The sequence below is a fragment of the Solibaculum intestinale genome (assembly GCF_040096205.1).
Classification (GTDB): domain Bacteria; phylum Bacillota; class Clostridia; order Oscillospirales; family Acutalibacteraceae; genus Solibaculum_A; species Solibaculum_A intestinale.
In genome coordinates this window covers 424,011-441,964 of the sequence record NZ_JBBMFD010000001.1, presented here as the reverse complement: position 1 = coordinate 441,964, position 17,954 = coordinate 424,011, and the positions used below count along the sequence as shown (strand labels likewise).

11 protein-coding genes are annotated in these 17,954 nt (G+C 54.7%); 9 read left to right on the top strand and 2 right to left on the bottom strand.

Annotated features, from left to right (window positions below; all coding sequences use genetic code 11):
* Positions 1-40: 40 nt before the first annotated feature.
* The 3 genes from WMO26_RS02070 (at position 41) to WMO26_RS02060 (ending at position 2,776) form a co-directional block, all read left to right on the top strand.
* A complete protein-coding gene (locus WMO26_RS02070) occupies positions 41-763 on the top strand; it encodes a GltB/FmdC/FwdC-like GXGXG domain-containing protein (RefSeq protein WP_349217868.1) in 723 nt (240 codons plus the stop codon).
* Between the two features lie 65 nt (positions 764-828).
* Positions 829-2,148, top strand: coding sequence for a glutamine synthetase family protein (locus WMO26_RS02065; protein ID WP_349217867.1), 1,320 nt, complete (start codon positions 829-831; stop codon positions 2,146-2,148).
* Positions 2,149-2,206: 58 nt separating this feature from the next.
* Entirely contained in the window at positions 2,207-2,776 is a 570-nt protein-coding gene (locus tag WMO26_RS02060; RefSeq protein WP_349217866.1) for an ANTAR domain-containing response regulator, read from the top strand.
* Positions 2,777-2,815: 39 nt separating this feature from the next.
* Here the strand turns inward: WMO26_RS02060 and WMO26_RS02055 are convergent, their stop codons facing one another.
* Entirely contained in the window at positions 2,816-5,602 is a 2,787-nt protein-coding gene (locus tag WMO26_RS02055) for a glycosyltransferase (protein WP_349217865.1), read from the bottom strand.
* A gap of 462 nt (positions 5,603-6,064) precedes the next feature.
* On the opposite strand from WMO26_RS02055, the gene WMO26_RS02050 reads away from it, so the two are divergent.
* The 3 genes from WMO26_RS02050 to WMO26_RS02040 all read left to right on the top strand — a co-directional run bounded on the left by WMO26_RS02050 (position 6,065) and on the right by WMO26_RS02040 (position 11,560).
* Positions 6,065-6,577 (top strand): HD domain-containing protein, encoded by a 513-nt coding sequence (locus WMO26_RS02050; RefSeq protein WP_349217864.1) that lies wholly within the window; start codon positions 6,065-6,067, stop codon positions 6,575-6,577.
* A gap of 475 nt (positions 6,578-7,052) precedes the next feature.
* The gene (locus WMO26_RS02045; RefSeq protein WP_349217863.1) at positions 7,053-8,519 is read left to right on the top strand and encodes an extracellular solute-binding protein; all 1,467 of its coding nucleotides are present in this window, start codon (positions 7,053-7,055) and stop codon (positions 8,517-8,519) included.
* A 32-nt stretch (positions 8,520-8,551) separates the two neighbouring features.
* Positions 8,552-11,560 (top strand): EAL domain-containing protein, encoded by a 3,009-nt coding sequence (locus tag WMO26_RS02040; RefSeq protein WP_349217862.1) that lies wholly within the window; start codon positions 8,552-8,554, stop codon positions 11,558-11,560.
* Between the two features lie 136 nt (positions 11,561-11,696).
* Here the strand turns inward: WMO26_RS02040 and WMO26_RS02035 are convergent, their stop codons facing one another.
* A complete protein-coding gene (locus WMO26_RS02035; protein ID WP_349217861.1) occupies positions 11,697-12,617 on the bottom strand; it encodes a magnesium transporter CorA family protein in 921 nt (306 codons plus the stop codon).
* Positions 12,618-12,820: 203 nt separating this feature from the next.
* Between WMO26_RS02035 and WMO26_RS02030 the strand changes: the two genes are divergently transcribed.
* The 3 genes from WMO26_RS02030 (at position 12,821) to WMO26_RS02020 (ending at position 17,934) form a co-directional block, all read left to right on the top strand.
* Positions 12,821-13,588: a hypothetical protein gene (locus WMO26_RS02030; protein ID WP_349217860.1), complete on the top strand. Its 768-nt coding sequence runs from the start codon at positions 12,821-12,823 to the stop codon at positions 13,586-13,588.
* Positions 13,589-13,706: 118 nt separating this feature from the next.
* Entirely contained in the window at positions 13,707-15,761 is a 2,055-nt protein-coding gene (gene recJ, locus WMO26_RS02025) for a single-stranded-DNA-specific exonuclease RecJ (protein ID WP_349217859.1), read from the top strand.
* Positions 15,762-15,765: 4 nt separating this feature from the next.
* The gene (locus WMO26_RS02020; RefSeq protein ID WP_349217858.1) at positions 15,766-17,934 is read left to right on the top strand and encodes a RelA/SpoT family protein; all 2,169 of its coding nucleotides are present in this window, start codon (positions 15,766-15,768) and stop codon (positions 17,932-17,934) included.
* Positions 17,935-17,954: the final 20 nt, after the last annotated feature.

Sequence of the window (17,954 nt, the reverse complement as noted above, 5' to 3'; positions counted from 1 at the left end):
ATCCGAATTTTAAACGCAACGAACAAAGGTGGGAATCAACATGAAAATCATCGCCTCCCAAATGCACTTTCAGGCTTTAAACGAGCTGGTGCGCACGTCGGGTGACCGAAAGGTGGTCATCGACAACTGCATCGGCCAGAGATACATCGCAAGCGGACTCTCCCAGAAGGAAATCGTCATCAACGGTACGCCCGGCAACGCCCTGGGCGCCTATTTAAACGGAGCCTCCATCCTTGTCAACGGCAACGCCCAGGACGCGGCGGGGGATACTATGAACGACGGTACCATTTTCATCAACGGTTCCTGCGGCGACGCGGCTGGTTACGCTATGCGCGGCGGAAAAATTTTCGTTAAGGGAAACGCAGGGTACCGGGCGGGCATCCACATGAAGGCGTATCAGGAAAAGGTACCGGTTCTGGTCATCGGCGGACAGGCGGGCAGCTTCCTGGGCGAGTACCAGGCGGGCGGCGTCATCGTAGTGCTTGGCATCGGCGGCGATGGCAAGCCGCCGGTGGGCAACTTCTGCGGTACGGGTATGCACGGGGGAAAAATCTATCTGCGCTGCAAGACTCTGCCGCGAGACCTCCCGCCCCAGGTGGACGCAAAGGTGGCCTCCAAGGGAGAGCTTTCCTTCATGGAAGCGGATGTGCGGGCCTTCTGCGAAGCGTTCGGCTACGACGCCCAGGAAATCCTCTCCGACCGGTTTTATCTTTTGACCCCCGATACCAAAAATCCCTACAAACAGCTTTATACTTATAATTAATTGGTGTATAATGATGCTAAACCGATTCGCCTATGAGAATCGAGCCCGACTGGGAGGTGCGGTCCTTGAATTATACCATGAGCGAGGTGCTGCAGTTCGTGCAGGAGAACGACGTAAAATTCGTTCGCCTGGCGTTTTGCGATATGTTCGGCACGCTCAAGAATATTTCCATCCTTGCCGACGAGCTGCCCCGTGCGTTTGAAAACGGCATATCCTTCGACGCGTCGGCGGTACGTGGCTTTTTGAACGTGGAGGAATCCGACCTGTTTTTGTTCCCTGACCCGGGGACGCTGTCGGTGCTTCCCTGGCGGCCCCAGCAGGGGAGGGTGGTGCGCTTTTTCTGTGAAATCCGCCATCCCGACGGGACTCCTTTTGAAGGGGACGGGCGGCACATTCTCCGCCGGGCGGTGGAGAAGGCCGCCAGGATGGGGTATGTCTGTAAAATCGGGTCGGAATGCGAGTTCTACCTATTTGAGGCGGATGACCGGGGAAAGCCCACCAAAATTCCACACGACGAGGGCGGGTATCTGGACTTTGCGCCCCGCGACAAGGGGGAAAACGTGCGCCGGGAAATCTGCCTGACCTTGGAGGAGATGGACTTAAAGCCCGAAAGCTCCCACCACGAGCAAGGCCCTGGGCAAAACGAGATCGACTTTCAGTATTCCGACGCCCTGTCTGCCGCCGATAACCTGATTACCTTCCAGTCGGTGGTGAAGATGGTGGCTGCCCGCAACGGGCTGTACGCCTCTTTTCTGCCAAAGCCTTTTCCAGATCAGGCAGGCAGTGGGCTGCATATCAACCTTTCCCTGTCCAAGAACGGGATGAACCTCTTTAAAAACCGCAACGACGGCCATTCCCAGGAGTCGGAACGGTTCATCGCCGGTATTTTAAACCGGGTGCGGGAAATCACTGCTTTCCTGAATCCCCTGACCAATTCTTATGCACGGTTCGGCTGCTGCGAAGCACCCAAGTACATTTCCTGGTCCCATCAGAACCGCTCCCAGCTGGTACGCATTCCCGCCGCTAGGGGAGAGTATTCGCGCATGGAGCTGCGTTCGCCTGACCCTTCCTGCAACCCCTATCTTGCCTTTGCCCTGCTTATTTATGCGGGCCTCGAAGGCATTGAACAGCATATCGACCTAGGTGAGCCCACCAACCTCAACCTGTATCGGGAGGACGAAGCGACGCTCAAATCTTTCGCCGTCCTTCCGGAAACGTTGGACGAAGCGCTTAAAATCGCCGAGAAAAGCGAATTCGTGCGTGCGTGTCTGCCCCAAAAGACAGTGGAAAAGTATATCGCGGCCAAGGAACGGGAATGGCGGCTTTACGAGCAGGCGCCCGACAAGGCAGAGTTTGAGCACGCGTTTTATTTTTCCCAGGTTTGACGCAGAACATCCGATGCCCCAGATGCTAACCCAGGTTCAAAAACGGTGGTGAAGACGATTGGAAAGTGTTCTATTGGTGTCCAGCTCCCAAAAGGCGGGAGAATCGCTTGCACAGCTGCTTCGCGCCGCGTCTTACGGGGATATTACCGAGCTTAGAAGCGGCGCTGCTGCCCGGCGCGCCCTTTTGGACACAAGCTTTGATTTGATTCTCATCAACACGCCCCTTTCCGATGAGTTCGGGCATGAGCTTTCCATCACGGCGGCCCAGTCTGGATCTGCGGGTGTCATTTTGATTGTCAAAAGCGAGTTGGCGGACGACGTTTCCGCCAAGGTGGAGGAATTCGGTATTTTGGTGGTGCCAAAGCCGGTGGGACGGGCGCTTTTTTACCAATCCTTGAAGCTGATTTCCGCTACCAGACGGAGAATTTTGAATCTCAAGCAGGAAAATGTCAAGCTGCAAAAAAAGATCGAGGAAATCCGCTTAGTAGACCGGGCCAAATGCGTGCTCATCCAGCATCTGCACTTTACCGAGGCGCAGGCCCATCGGTATATCGAGAAGCAGGCGATGGATCTGCGGGTGACCCGCAGGGAAGTAGCGGAGAACATTTTGAAGACCTACGAAATGTAAAGCACCGGGTAATTCACCCGGTGCTTTTTTAGGTTGGGATTATTCGTGATACGCAATGGTTTTGATGGTAAAATCCTCTTTGTCATAATCAAAGTTCGGATTGAGATAGGGATCGTTATGCTGCAAGGCGGGTTTCCATTTTTTCTGGAAGTAATTGACCTCTGACTTGAAACGGCCGTAATGCTCCGGATTCATGTCGTTGCCGCGGCTTTTGGATTCATAGTGATACAGCTCTGCAAAAGGCGTAAAACAGATCAGATAACCGGCTTGCCGGATTTTCAGGCAGAGGTCCACGTCGTTGAACGCCACCGCCAGCTTTTTGTCAAAGCCTCCGACCTGTTCGAACACCGACTTTTTCACCATCATGCAGGCAGCGGTGACGCCGGAAAGGTCCTGCGCATAGGAAAGCCGTCCCATATAGCCGGGGTGATTACGAGGAAAGCCCCGGTGCAAATGGCCGGCCAAAGTCAGCAATCCGATCCCTAAGCCCGCATGCTGAATGGTATTGTCCGGATAGTAAAGCTTTGCTCCGACTGCGCCCACTTCGCTGCGCTGAGCATACATGAGCATCTCTTCAATCCATTTTGGGGTGATGATTTCCACGTCGTTGTTCAGCAGCAGATAATACTCGCCCTTTGCAAAGGTGACGCCGAAATTATTGATGGCGGAATAATTAAACCTGCCTTCCCAGGTAACTACCTGGACATGCTCGTATTTTTCCAGGGTTTTGTAATAATCAAACGTGGAAGAACTGGTAGAGTTATTTTCCACGACGATGATTTCATAGTTTGGATACGTGGTTTTCCGGAAGATGGATTGCAGGCATTTATCCAAATCCTCGATGTGGTCCTTGGTGGGAATGATAATGGAAACCAGTGGCTTACAGGTGAGCTTGTATGCAATCCGGTAAAAGGAGGGCATATTCTCAATCAGGGAAACCTCTCCCCGAATCCCGACTCGGTTAAGATGATCGGAGAGCGCCTTCTTGGCCGCGGTGATACAATAGGGCTTGGCACTGATGTCGCTGGCCACCGATTTTGCGTGGTTGCGCCAATAGTAAAGAATTTTTGGAACGTGGACGATTTTCTCCGCCTTTTCCGTCAGCCGCAGAATAATGTCGTAATCCTGGCTGCCGTCACATTCGGGATTGAACCATCCGGCCTGGTCAAGAAGCGTTCTGCGGAAGGTGGACAGATGGCAGATGTAGTTGTTGCTGCGCAGGTTATCAATGGCAAAATCGGGTTTCAAATGGACGACGGTAACATCGTCTACGCTGGAAGCAAAGGTCAGCTCATCGGTATAGATAAAGTCCGCGCCCTGGTCAATCGCCTTGCGCACCTCAAAAAGAGCGGCGGGATGGAGCAGATCGTCGTGGTCGAGCAGAGAAATGTAGTCCCCCGTCGCCATCTCGATGGCGGCATTGGTGTTATGGGAAATGCCCTTGTTTTCGGAAAGCTTTTGATACCGAATGCGGGAATCCCTGGCCGTATACTGGGCGCAAATGGCGCCGGTTTTGCCGTCGTCGCTGTCGCTGGCGTCCGCAAGGCAAAGCTCCCAGTTTCGATAGGTCTGATTGACGCAGGAGTCGATCATTTCCCTGAGAAAGACCGGCGGGGTATTGTAGAGAGGCACGAGTATGCTGATTTTCACTTCTTTGTCAAACGGTGTCTCAAGCTGTTTGACAGCGGTTTCAGCAGACAGAAACTTTCCAATACTTAAGCTGTTCTTTGGGATATAACGCCGCAGGATCCGTTTTGCCTTGATCTTTTTTGCAATCCCGGAGAACCCGGTCTGACGAAACAGGCGCAACCCGTTTACCAGTTTTGGTACCAGCGGGATTCTGCGCAGGACATTTTTACACTTGGTGACCGCCCAGCGTCCGGGTTTGGTGAGCTTCCACCATTTGGAGTCCAGAACTTCCTGATACAGCGACTGCTTATGATCCCGGTCGGCAATGAGGGCTCTGAGTTGGTTTTGCATGTCGTCAAGGGTGCCGTTGAGCCGCTCCAAAGCCGCTTCATTCTTGCTTTTCGCATCGTTTAAGGCGCCGACGGAATTTTCAAGGTTGGAAATGAGAATCTCATTTTTGTTTTTGTCATCGTTTAAAGAAGCGACAGAATTTTCGAGATTGGAAATGAGGAGATCCTTCTCGCGGAGTAGCTGGTCATACCGATCGGTTATGTTCTTGCGGGTGAGCCGGCAGTATTTTTCATAGTCCTCGACCAGGTCGTCCATCTGTTTTTGATCGGCGCGGTAGAAACACAAAGCTTGAGGGGAAATGTAGGACGGGTCGTAATCCAGCTTGTGGAGAAACTGATAAGGCGCAAAGTGCTTGACCCAGTATTCCGGCTGCTGTACATTGAGATGGGTAGGTTCGTCTTTGGCGTCCGGCGTGGAAGAAAGCAGCAGTGTGTCGGTATAAGAACACATTTTTTTGATGAGAGCCAATCCATCCGGTTCCTCAAGATGCTCGATCATTTCAATACAGGAAACCATGTCGTAACGCTTTGGAAAGTCGTCGGGCAGGTCCTCCAGGGCAGACTGGGCTCTGCAATAAGGGCGGATGTCCTCCCGTACCTGGCCGATGGCATAGGAAGAAACGTCGATTCCGTACGCGTTTACCCCGCGGTCCCGCAGCGCGGCAACCAGCCAGCCCATAGCACAACCGATGTCCAAAAAGGTGTTGGGATGAAAGTCCTCCACCACCTTATCAGCGAAATGCTGATAGAATTCCTGCAGGCTAGGATTGTTTTGGTAAGAAACCGTCCCTTCCGCCGTTGCATAGGCGTCGTAATACTCTTTGTCATAGAATTGACGATAGTCCATTCGTTATCCTCCAATGATGGTTTGATCCTTTTTCTCTGTCGTTTTATTGAGAAGCACCACTGGTTTCTCGAGCCGCTTTTAAAATGGGTATGCCGAATCTTCCAACGGTAAAAAAGCAGTCGGATCAATAGGAAAAAGTACTGATTTTTAAACTATAGCATATTTCCACATACATGTAAATTGACTGTTTGTTAAAAAGAAAGACGGACCAAGGGGGATATTTGGTTTTTCTGCAAAGATAGCGCAGGGCATCCTGCAAACCGGACATAACGAAAAAAAGTGGCGCGACAAAACGGCGTTTGCTTCATTTTTGCCGCCCGGTGTTTGCGTTATACGGCATTGTAACGATATAATAAAAATGATGTATAAAATGAGAAGTCGTTTCCTTATAAGAGAGAAGGGCGCTTCTCTCAGACTATCTGCCGCTTAAAATACGGATTAGAAATTTGGGAGGAATGTAACTTGACACAGAAAACGGCGCAGCTGATGGATAGTATGATCGCGTATGACCAGGGTGATCCCAAACGTATCCAGCATTTCCTCAAGGTCTACGCATTTGCACAGGCAGTCGGCCGGCTGGAAGGGCTGCCGAAGGAGGCCCAGGAGGTATTGGAGCTGGCGGCGATCGTCCATGACGTGGGAATTCGCAACAGCCTTTTGAAATACCATTCCAGTGCCGGAATTTATCAGGAAATCGAAGGCCCGCCGGTGGCGAGGGAAATGCTTACCAGACTGGAGTTCCCGTCCCCGGTGGTGGAACGGGTGTGTTTCCTTGTTTCCCGCCATCATACCTACACGGGAATCGACGGGCTCGATTACCAGATTCTCGTAGAAGCGGATTTCCTGGTAAATCTCTATGAAGAACATGCGGGAAAGGAAGCGGTTGCCGCAGCAAAGGAACGAATTTTCCGCACCGAGACGGGGCGGAGGTTCCTCGACGGCCAGTTTCCCTTAACTCCGGCACAGCCCGCGTAAAGCGGCGCTTTACAGACCGTATGGTGCGACGTTTTATGAAGATACTCGGCCGGGAAGAATACTTATGCCGTAGTTAGCGTAAAAGGACTGCGCCGGATACAGTTGTGGCCGCGTTTAGCACCCGGTGCCCGATTGGACACATGAAACGTTTTCCATCAAGTCAAAAAAGAAATCAAAAGGAGGCAAAAGCAACCGCTTTTGCCTCCTTTTGTTATGAAACAGCAAAAAGGAAAAGGGAAGCATCCTTTGAATAAATAGGGCAATCAAATCTGGAGCGAGGGTTTCCTTACTAAAAAACGGAATGGCCCGGCCGGGGATGGCCGACATATTAATAGAAGAAAAAGGGCTGCATGGGAGAAAAAGGCGCTTTGCGTACGAAAAAAGCGGCGCAATCGAGGAAAAACAGAAAAACAGTGGAACATTTGGGCGGATTCCACTATAATAGAGAGAATTTAAGAAATGGGGGGTTATCAAGATGGCAGGGAGAAAAAAGGGGTGTCTGCTGCTGGCGCTGCTGTTGATTATGGTTATGGCGCTTAGCGGCTGCCAGAACAGCGGCTTCGAGGGAAAGCTGGACGCAAAAAATCCGGTTTCCATCGAAATCTGGCATTACTACAACGGCCCGCAGAAAACGGAATTCGACCGGCTTGTCACCGAGTTTAACGAAACCGTGGGCAAGGAAAAGGGGATCATCGTGGAGGCCTTCAGCCAGGGCAACAGCATTTCCGCTCTGGTGGAGAAAGTAATGGACGCGGCCAACAAGAAGGTGGGAGCGGGGGAGATCCCGGATGTATTTGCCGCCTATGCGGACACGGCCTACCAGGTGGATCAGCTGGGTCTGGTTGCCTCGCTGGACGCGTACCTCACCAAGGAAGAGTTGGACGAATATGTGGCCCCCTATATGGAAGAGGGTCGGTTTGACGAGGAAGGATCCCTGAAGATCTTCCCCATTGCGAAATCCACCGAGCTTTTCATGCTCAATAAGACCGACTGGGACCGTTTTGCCGCCGCCACCGGCGCAAAGGAAGAGGACTTACAGACCATGGAGGGCTTGTGCCGTATCGCGGCAAGCTATTACGAATGGACCGACAGCCTGACGCCTGAAGCAAACGACGGCAAAGCTTTCTTCGGTCGGGATGCCATGGCCAATTACATCATCATCGGCAGCAAGCAGCTGGGCACCGAGATCTTCTCGGTAAAGAACGGCAAGGTTACCTTCCAGGTGGATGAGACGATTATGCGAAAGCTGTGGGACAATTACTATGTGCCCTACATCAGCGGGCATTTTGCATCTTATGGAAAATTCCGGTCGGACGACGCGAAAACCGGGGATATCATCGCCCTGGTCGGCTCCACTTCCGGCGCCGCCTATTTCCCGGATAAGGTCACCGTCAACGACACGCAAAGCTATCCAATCGGGGTAGACGTATTCCCGGCTCCCTGCTTTGAGGGTGCCCAGAAGTGCGCAGTGCAGCAGGGCGCAGGAATGGTGGTCACCAAGTCCAACGAAACCAAGGAATATGCGGCCACCGTATTTTTAAAATGGTTTACCGACGCAAAGCGCAACATCGAGTTTTCCGTAGGCTCCGGCTATCTGCCGGTGAAAAAGGAAGCCAACGACGTGCAGATGGTAAACGATGCTCTCGAAATGCAGGAGGATTCCACCGTTACCGCAAACCTGAAGAAATCCCTTCCGGCCGCCATCGAGCAGGCCAACACGTACGAGCTGTATACAAACAAGGCTTTTGAAGGCGGGACGAAGGCGCGGGATGTGTTGGAAACGTCCATGCAAAACAGGGCGAAGGAAGACCGGGCGGCGGTAGTGGAACTGATGAACCAGTCGGTTTCCCACAAGGACGCCGTGGCACAGTACAGCACCGACGAAACTTTTTCTTCATGGCTTGAAAGCTTCCGAAAGGAATTAAACGCCGCCGTTCAATGATACCAAATAAAGGCGGAAGGTGCGAAAGCAGAATGGTGCGAATAAAAAAACTCAAAAGCAACTCCATTATGAAAAAGATGCTTTTTCCCATGATTGTGGTCATGCTGGTACAGGCGGGTCTGTTTGCCGGCACCATTCTTTGGGGCGGCACCATCGAGCAGCTCAACAACAATTCCTTTGATATTCTCAACGAACGGGTCATCAACCGCAAGAATTATCTGCAAAACGAAATGATCCAGCGCTGGTCCAACTTAACGGAAACGGAGGAGACGGTCAACAACAAGGTCGCCCAGGTTCTGGCGCAGGAAAACGCCGCCCTTTCCGACATTACGGCCAACTCGCCTTTAGCCGTCGAAATTCTCGAGCAAACCAGTGCGGACATTCTCTATCTGATCCGGAAAAACTCCGTGACCGGTGCGTTTTTGATCTTAAACGGGCAGGATCCGGCCGATCTATCGGCGGCGGATACGGTGAAGTCCGGTCTTTATATCCGGGACGACGACCCGGTGACCAACCCTAACGATACTTCCGACCTGCTCATCGAGCGGGCACCCTCTGCCATTACCAAGACGCTGGGCATTCCTATGGATACCGGCTGGTACCCCACCTTCCAGTTTTACGCCGACGACCCGGAATACTGCCGGTTTTATCAAAAGCCTTTTCAGGCGGCGGTGGAGCACCCGCAGGTTTCCACCGCCGATCTTGGCTATTGGTGCCGCCCTTTTTGCTTATACGACGATGAAGAGGAAGTCATCACCTATTCCATCCCTCTGCGGCAGGAGGATGGAACGGCGTACGGGGTGCTGGGGGTGGAGCTCAAGCTCGATTACCTGCGCACCATGCTTCCTTCCGCAGAAGTGGACGGCAGCGACAAAGGCGCGTACCTTTTGTGCGTGGACGAAAACGAGGACATGCAAGTGGACCTGGTGCTGGCAAGCGGCCCCATTTCCAAAGTGCTGTTTGGGGAGGAAGAACGGGTAGCCCTTGCTCCCCAGCCGGATTATGCCAACGTTTACCGGCTTGAGCAAAACGAGCGGATCACCGATACCACCTTTGCAAGCCTGCAGCACCTCAAGCTCTATAATTCTAATACGCCTTTTGAAAATGAGAAGTGGGCTTTGGCCGGAATCGTACAAAGCAAAAATCTTTTGAGCTTTTCGAGAAGCGTACAGACCGCCGTGCTCATTGCGCTGGTTTTATCTTTGTTCATCAGTATTGTCAGCGTTTTGATGGTGGGCTCCTTTTTTACAAAACCCATTACCGCTCTGGTGCGCAAGGTACGGGAAAGCGACCCGACCAAGCCGGTGCGGCTGGAAAAGACACGCATCACCGAGATCGACGAGCTGGCGTCGGCGGTGGAGTCCCTGAGCAGCAGCGTGTTTGATTCGGCCTCCAAGCTTTCCCAGATCATCCATATGGCAAACATCCCCATCGGCGCGTTTGAACAGCAAGAGGGCGTGGACCGAGTGTTCTGTACCGACGACTTTTTTGCCATCATGGAAATCGACGGTCCCGACAAAGCTTCTTATCTTCCCGTGCAGCAGTTTGACCGGATGCTGAGGGAAAAGGAGCGGTATGTGGATACTACGGAGGACGGCGGGAGGGTGAAGGTTTACCGCCTGCTTACCAAACAGGGCGTGCCCAAATGGGTGCGCGTCAAGCTGGTGCAGGACCGGGAGCATATGCTGGGGGTAGCGGTGGACGTGACCCAGGAAATGCTCGAAAAGAAGAAGATCGAGTATGAGCGGGACTACGACCTGCTTACAAATCTTCTAAACCGCCGCGCCTTCCATACAAGAATCGCCAAGTGCTTTGAGAATCCCAAAGCCCTGGGAATGGCGGCCTTCATTATGTTCGACCTGGATAACCTCAAATACATCAACGACACCTACGGCCATGATTTCGGCGACGAATACATCCGATGCGCTGCTTCCATCTTCAAGGAATTCATTGCACATAACGGTGTCGTCGCACGTATGTCCGGCGACGAGTTCTATGTGTTCCTTTCCGGCTATGAAGATAAAAAGCAGATCCGCCGGGTGATTGGCGACGTGCGCGAGGACTTGCGCAAGGCGACGCTGACCCTGCCGGATTCCCGCACCATCAAAATCCGGGCTTCCGCCGGCGTCTCCTGGTATCCGGAAGATTCTACCTCTTATGAAGAGCTTATCAAATATGCGGATTTTTCCATGTACAAGGTCAAGAATACCATCAAAGGCGAGCTCTATGAGTTCGACCGGGAAAGCTACAACCGGGATTCCTTCCTGCTGCGCAGCCGGGAGGATCTCAACAAGCTTATCGACGAGGAGCTGGTGGAATACGCTTTCCAGCCGATTGTGGACGCGGTGAGCGGCCAGGTGTTCGCTTACGAAGCGCTTATGCGCCCGCAGATGGGCACTCTCAATTCGCCGGTGGACGTGCTGCGTCTGGCCCGGTCCCAGTCCAAGCTCTACCAAATCGAGCACCTGACCTGGTTTAAGGCGCTCAAGGCTTTTGACCGCAACCAAGAGGCGCTTGCCGGGTGCAAGGTGTTTATCAATTCCATCCCCAACCAGCTTCTCACCGAGAGCGACATTTACGACATTGAAAAGCTCTACCGTCCGCTTCTGGACCGTATCGTTATCGAGCTGACCGAGAACGACGAAATCGACGAGCAGGCCACCAGCCGCAAACAGCGCCTGGTGCAGTATTGGGATTGCTGCCTGGCGCTCGACGATTTCGGTTCGGGCTATAACGGGGACGCGGTGCTGCTGTCGGTTACGCCGGACTTTGTGAAGATCGATATGTCCATCGTTCGGGGAATTGATGAGGATGAAAACCGGCAGGTGCTTTTCGAAAACCTGATCGCTTATTCCAAGGAACGTCACATTAAGGTCATTGCGGAAGGAGTGGAAACCAGGAGCGAAATGGAAACGCTTATTTCTCTGGGTGCGGATTATATGCAGGGTTATTACCTTGGAAAGCCCGGCTATCATCCCCAGGGCATTGAGGAATCCACCGTGCAGGAAATTAGGGCGGCGGCAAAACGAAGAAAAGTGTGAATTCGATCGGCCGGTTTCCCTACCCGCCGGGTGGGAATGGACGACGAGCACGAATCTAGAATTCTATCTTCTCTGGAATAGGCAGATAAAAAAGGAAGAGGGCCGGAAATAATCCCGGCCCTCTTCCTTTTTGTAATTAAAACCACTTGCGCTTTTTAAAGAACAACAAGCAGGCCGCCACCACAATCAGACTCACGGCAATGACGATGGGATAGCCGTAAGGAGACTGGTATTCGGGCATATTGAAGTTCATCCCATACCAGCCGGCCACCAGGGTAAGGGGAAGAAAAATAGCGGTGATAACGGTAAAAATCTTCATGGTGGTGTTCAGGTTGATGTCCACCTCCGCTTGGTACGCCTCCCGGATTTGGGTGACGTAATCGCGCAGGCCGAGTACGTTATGGTAAAGCCGATCGGCCTTGCCGGCGAGAATGCGAAAGGCGCGCAGGGACCGTTTTTCGAACAACCCGTTTTCATTTCCGTCAATGTAGGAAAACACGTCCAGAAGCTGCTCGTAATACCGCCGCAGCACCATCAGCCGCTTGCGCAGGACGATGATGCGGCGAACATAGTCTACCTTTTGCCGGTTGAGGAGGATTTCGTCCTCCAAGCTGGTAATTTCCTGTTCCATACCCTCCAAACGGGACGTGTCCTTTTCCATCAGGATATTAAAAAATTCGCACAGCACCCGGCCAAAGCTTTGGTCTGCCTTGTCGTCCCTGCGGATGCGCTCCATCATGGCTTCCACGCGCTGAGGCTCCTTGCAGGCAAACAGCAGGTTCTCCCGCTGCAGAAAGACGAAGACAGTAGAAAAAGAATCGGCTTGCCCCGCGTGGGCAAGGGTGTGGATACAGAAAAGGTCCAAATTCTCGTGACATTCGACGCGGGTGGAACGATTCTCAAACGCTTCGGCCAGAAAAGAGGGGGAAAGCCCAAAATCCGCCGCGGCCGCCTTCGCTTCCTCCAGGCCGAATACGCAGATAACCCGGTCCGCGCCGGTATCTTCGGCGCTGGATTCCTGGATCTGGAGACATCCATCTTTCATCCGGTAACGCAAGCGAATCTTCTCCTTTGTGCAGCAATTTCAATTGTATTGTACCACTTGGCAGCCCTGGCCGCAACCGGGACAGAGCGGCCGCATGAAAACGGACAGGAACCAGGAGGCCTCCTTTTGAGTACATTGGAAGGAAAGGGTTGCATGCGAACGAGCCATGCCAATTTCGATGGAAAGGAAAGATCGTCGGAAAGGGGGAGAGCGGCTTGAAAACGGGAGTCGCCCTGATGGGCGATGGAGCGAGCGCTGCGGCGGCCATCGGCGCGCTGGCGGCGCTGCGCAAACTGGAAATTCGGGTGGCGGCGGTGTCTGCAACCGGGACGGCTGCGCTGCCGGCGCTGCTTTTTTGTCAGGAGGTGGATACCTCTGCCCAACTGGGAGCGCTGATGAAGCTGCTGCGCTTTGAAAACCGGGGCGGCCCGGTTTCCCGCTGGCGGCGCAAACGGCGCCTGACTAAGATTTTAGAACGGGCCGGGATTGCGCCGTTGGGTCCGCTGCCGCCCGCCTGCGCCCTGTCGGCCTTCGATCTGCAGCGGGCTAAGGATATTACTGCGGTTATGATTCCTCCCGGTTCGGCGGGGGATTCGGCCGTGATTGCCCGGGCGGAGGCGCTGCCCATGGCGGCCGCCTGCATCTTCGGGGAAAAGACTTTATTGACCGCCCGGGGTGAGCGGTACTTGTTATACGGGAATGTTCTGCTCAAGACCTCCCTGCTTTGGCCGCTGCGGGAGCTGGGCGCCCAGCGTCTGCTGCTGGTGGAAACCGGTACCGCACAGAAAGGGGCAAATGCGCGGGAGGACAAAGCGGCCCGGCGGCTGCAGGATCTTCTGGACACAGGTGCGCTCAAACAGGTACTGGCCATCCGGGTGCCGGCGCCGAAGGACAGGGAAAACGTAGGAGAATGGGCCAAAGCGGGCTATGCGGCGGTGATGGAAAGACGGATGGACATTTACGACAGCTTGTGGAATACCTGAAAAGATTGCGGTTGAATCAAACGGGCAAAAGTGGTAAAATAAAACGATATCAACGAGTGGCGCCTCTTTGCCCTACGGCTTGGGCAAACGCGGGAAAATCAGACGGTGAGGAAAGTTTATGGGAAGAAAAAGATGGGTGCTTCATTCCTTTGACCGGGCGGCGGCAAATGCGCTGAGCGAATCGGGCCAGTTTTCCGGCCTGCTCAGCGTGCTGCTGGCCGGGCGCGGCTTTGACGACCCACAAGCGGCCATTGCATACATAAACGGGACGGATGCCTTTGAAGACCCGTTCTCCTTTGCGGATATGGACAAGGCGGCAGAGCGGGTAGAGGATGCCATTGAGAACTTTGAGCGGATCGCGGTCTACGGCGACTACGACGCGGACGGCGTCACGGCAACGGCGGTGCTCTATTCCTATCTTTGCGCCAGGGACGCGGATGTGCGTTACTATATCCCCCAGCGGGAAGGGGAGGGTTACGGGCTCAACAAGGAAGCCGTCGCCGCCCTTCATGAGGACGGGGTCAAGCTTCTGATTACGGTGGACAACGGCGTGTCCGCCCACGAGGAAATCGACTATGCAAATTCCCTTGGGATGGACGTGGTGGTGACCGACCATCATACTCCCGGTGACGTGCTTCCCAACGCCTGCGCGGTGGTTAACCCGCACCGGGCTGACTGCCCCAGCCGGTTTCATGACTACGCGGGAGTGGGCGTTGCCTTTAAACTGGTACAAGCCTTGGAAGGCGGCGAGCCGGAGGGGCTTTTGGACGAGTACGCGGACTTGGTGGCCATCGGCACCATGGGAGACGTGGTTCCCTTAAAGGGGGAAAACCGGGCGCTGGTCCAGCGGGGGCTTTTGCACCTAAGCAACTCCGACCGGGCGGGCGTGGCCGCTCTTTTAGACGCGGCGGGGATGACCGGGCGCCGGCTCACCGGCACAAATGTGGCGTTTTCCCTGGCCCCGCGCATCAACGCCGCGGGACGGATCGGTTCCCCCGACCGGGCGGTTCGCCTGCTTTTGTCGGAGGATCCCCAGGAGGCCAAGGACCTGGCCCAGGAGATCGACGGGGAAAACCGGCTTCGCCAGCAGATGGAAGCGGATATCCTCCAAAAGGCCCAGCAGATTCTGGACGAGAATCCGGCTTTTGCTTACGACCGGGTGCTGGTGCTGGCCGGAGAGGAATGGCACAAAGGAGTCATCGGCATCGTCGCCTCCAAGATGGTGGAGCGGTACGCCAAGCCCTGTATTCTGATTTCGATCGAAGGAGATCGGGCCAAGGGCTCCGGCCGGAGCATCGAGGGCTTTTCGCTGTACGACGCCATCGCCGCCTGTTCGATTCACCTGACCCGGTTCGGCGGGCATAAGCTGGCGGCGGGGCTGGAGCTGGAAGCCGGAAACGTGGACGAATTCCGCCGGGCCGTCAATGCCTATGCGGCGGGGCTTTCAACGCCAATGCCCCTTCCCAAGCTTACGCTCGACTGCAAGCTGCGCCCGGCCTCTCTTTCCCTGGAAGCGGTGCGGGACCTGCATTTTCTCGAGCCCTTCGGCTGCGAGAACCCGGCGCCCTTGTTCGGCCTGTTTGGGATGACGCTGCAAAGCGCCACGCCGCTGGCGGGGGGCAAGCATGTGCGCTTAAACCTCTGGCGGGATAATGTGCAGGTGCAGGCGGTATGGTTCGGAATGCCGGCGGCGGAACTCGCCTTTTCCCAGGGCGAAAAGCTTGATTTGGCGGTGTCCCTCTCCATTTCGGAGTATCGCGGGGAGCAGAGCCTTTCGGTGATCGTCAAGGACGCGCGGCCTTCCGGACTCAAAGAAGAAGCCTGTACCGAGGGCCTTCGCTTGTATGAATCCCTGCAAAGAGGAGAACCATGTAGGGAAGAGGAGTTGGCGGCTTTGTGCCCAAATCGGGACGAAATGGCGGCGCTCTTTCGCTATGTGCGCGCTCAGGGCGGCTACCGGGGCAGCATCGACTTGCTTTTTCACCGGCTGGGGCTGGGGAGCGGTAAGCTGCTGGTGGCGCTGGACGCGCTGCAGGAGCTGGGTATCGCCGCCTATGAAAATAGGGCGGGCCAGCTGGATATCCGGCTGCTGCCCACTAAGGGAAAAGTGAATTTGGACGATTCCGCGGTTTTGTGCGAGCTGCGGCGAAAGAGAAACGAGGCGGGGAGGTGAGACGATGGAAATGACTTATGACTGGCTTTACCAGATTATGAAGGAGACCGGCCGGCCCTATGATTACGAGCAGGTGCACAAGGCATACGATTATGCGTTCGACGCCCACAAGGGACAGAAGCGCCAGTCGGGCGAGCCGTATTTTCTCCATCCGCTCAATGTGGCGGCCATTCTTGTAAACTTAGGAATGGACACCGACTGCATCATCGCGGCTCTGCTCCACGACGTGGTGGAGGACACCGGGCATACCCTCAAGGAAATCACCGACCTGTTTGGTGAGGACATTGCAGCTCTGGTGGACGGGGTGACCAAGCTCGATAAGATCCCCTATTCCTCCCGCGAGGAGCAGCAGGCGGAAAACGTGCGCAAGATGCTGCTGGCCATGTCCCAGGATATCCGGGTCATCATCATCAAACTGGCCGACCGGCTGCACAACATGCGCACTCTCCAGTATATGCCCGAGCAGAAGCGCCGGGACAAGGCCCGGGAAACCATGGACATTTACGCGCCCATCGCCCACCGTCTCGGTATCCGGGCGGTCAAGGAGGAACTGGAGGACCTGTCCATCCATTACCTGGACCCGGTGGCGGTGCACGAGATTGAGGAAAATCTGGAGCTGCGCAAAAATGACCGGGAACGGCTTTTGAAAAGTCTGCAGGAGCAGATCCGCGAGCGCCTGAGCACCATCATGCCAAACGTCTACATCGAAGGCCGGGTCAAAAGCGTCAACGGCATCTATCGGAAAATGATCATCCAGGGCAAGTCCTTCGACGAGATTTACGACATCTACGCCGTGCGCATCATTGTGGATACGCTCATCGACTGCTATAACGTCCTAGGCATTATTCACGACATGTTCCGTCCGGTTCCCAGCCGGTTCAAGGACTATATCTGTACCCCTAAGCCAAACATGTACCAGTCGCTGCACACTACCGTTATCGGCAAAGAGGGGGTTCCCTTCGAGGTGCAGATCCGTACCTGGGACATGCACCATACGGCGGAATACGGCATCGCGGCCCACTGGAAGTACAAGGCCGGCATTCAGGGGAAGGACAAGCTGGAGGAGCGCCTGGCCTGGATCCGCCAGATGCTGGAAAATCAGAAGGAAGCGGACGATGTGGAAGACATCGTGCGTACCATCAAGACCGATTTGGCGCCGGAGGAGGTCTTTGTGCTCACCCCAAAAGGGGATGTAATCAGCCTGCCGGTGGGCTCCACCGTCATCGACTTTGCCTATGCCATCCATTCCGCCGTGGGCAACCGGATGACCGGCGCGAAGGTGGACGGGCGGATCGTGCCGCTGGAATACAAGGTGAAAACCGGCGAAATCATCGAGGTGATGACCTCTTCCGATCCCAAGCACGGCCCCAGCCGGGACTGGCTGAAGATCGTGCAGACGGGCCAGGCCAGAACCAAAATACGCCAGTGGTTTAAAAACGAGTGCAAGGAAGAGAATATCATAGAAGGCAAAGCGGAGCTGGAGCGGGAATTCGCCCGCAACAACATCCGGCTGCCGGAAGAAAAAATGCAGGAGTTCTTGCAGGACTTAGCCGCAAAGCAGCACTGCAACTCTCTAGAGGAGCTCTATGCCTCCATCGGCTATGGCGGGGTGGTGCTGTCCAGAATCATGCCCCGCATCCGGGACGATTATCAAAGAATCGTAAAGGTGGAGCGTTTTAACCCGGAAACGGCTATCACCGCGCCCAAGCGCAAGGTGGTCAACAACTCCGGCGTCATCATCGAAGGGGTGGACAATTGCCTGGTGAAATTCTCCCGCTGCTGCAATCCCTTGCCTGGGGACGAAATCATCGGGTTTATCACTCGGGGCTACGGCGTTTCCATCCACAAACGAGACTGCCCCAATGTACCCAAAGTCATCGCCATGTCCGACGAGCCGGAGCGGTGGGTCAGTGCCTATTGGGACACGGTGCACAAGGGCGAATACAAGTGCGGCCTGAACGTGGAGGTGACCAACCGCCACGGGATCCTGGCCGATTTAACCGGTCAGCTGGCCGCCATGCATGTGATGATCCACGCCTTCAACGCCCAGGAAACCAAGGGCAGCAGCGTGGGCATTCAGCTGACCATCGGCGTCAACGGCAAGGAGCATTTGAGCAGCATCATTTCCCGCATTGCAAAGATTCCAGGTGTCCTTGGTGCGAAACGCGCATAAGAAAGAGAGGAGACGGGCGG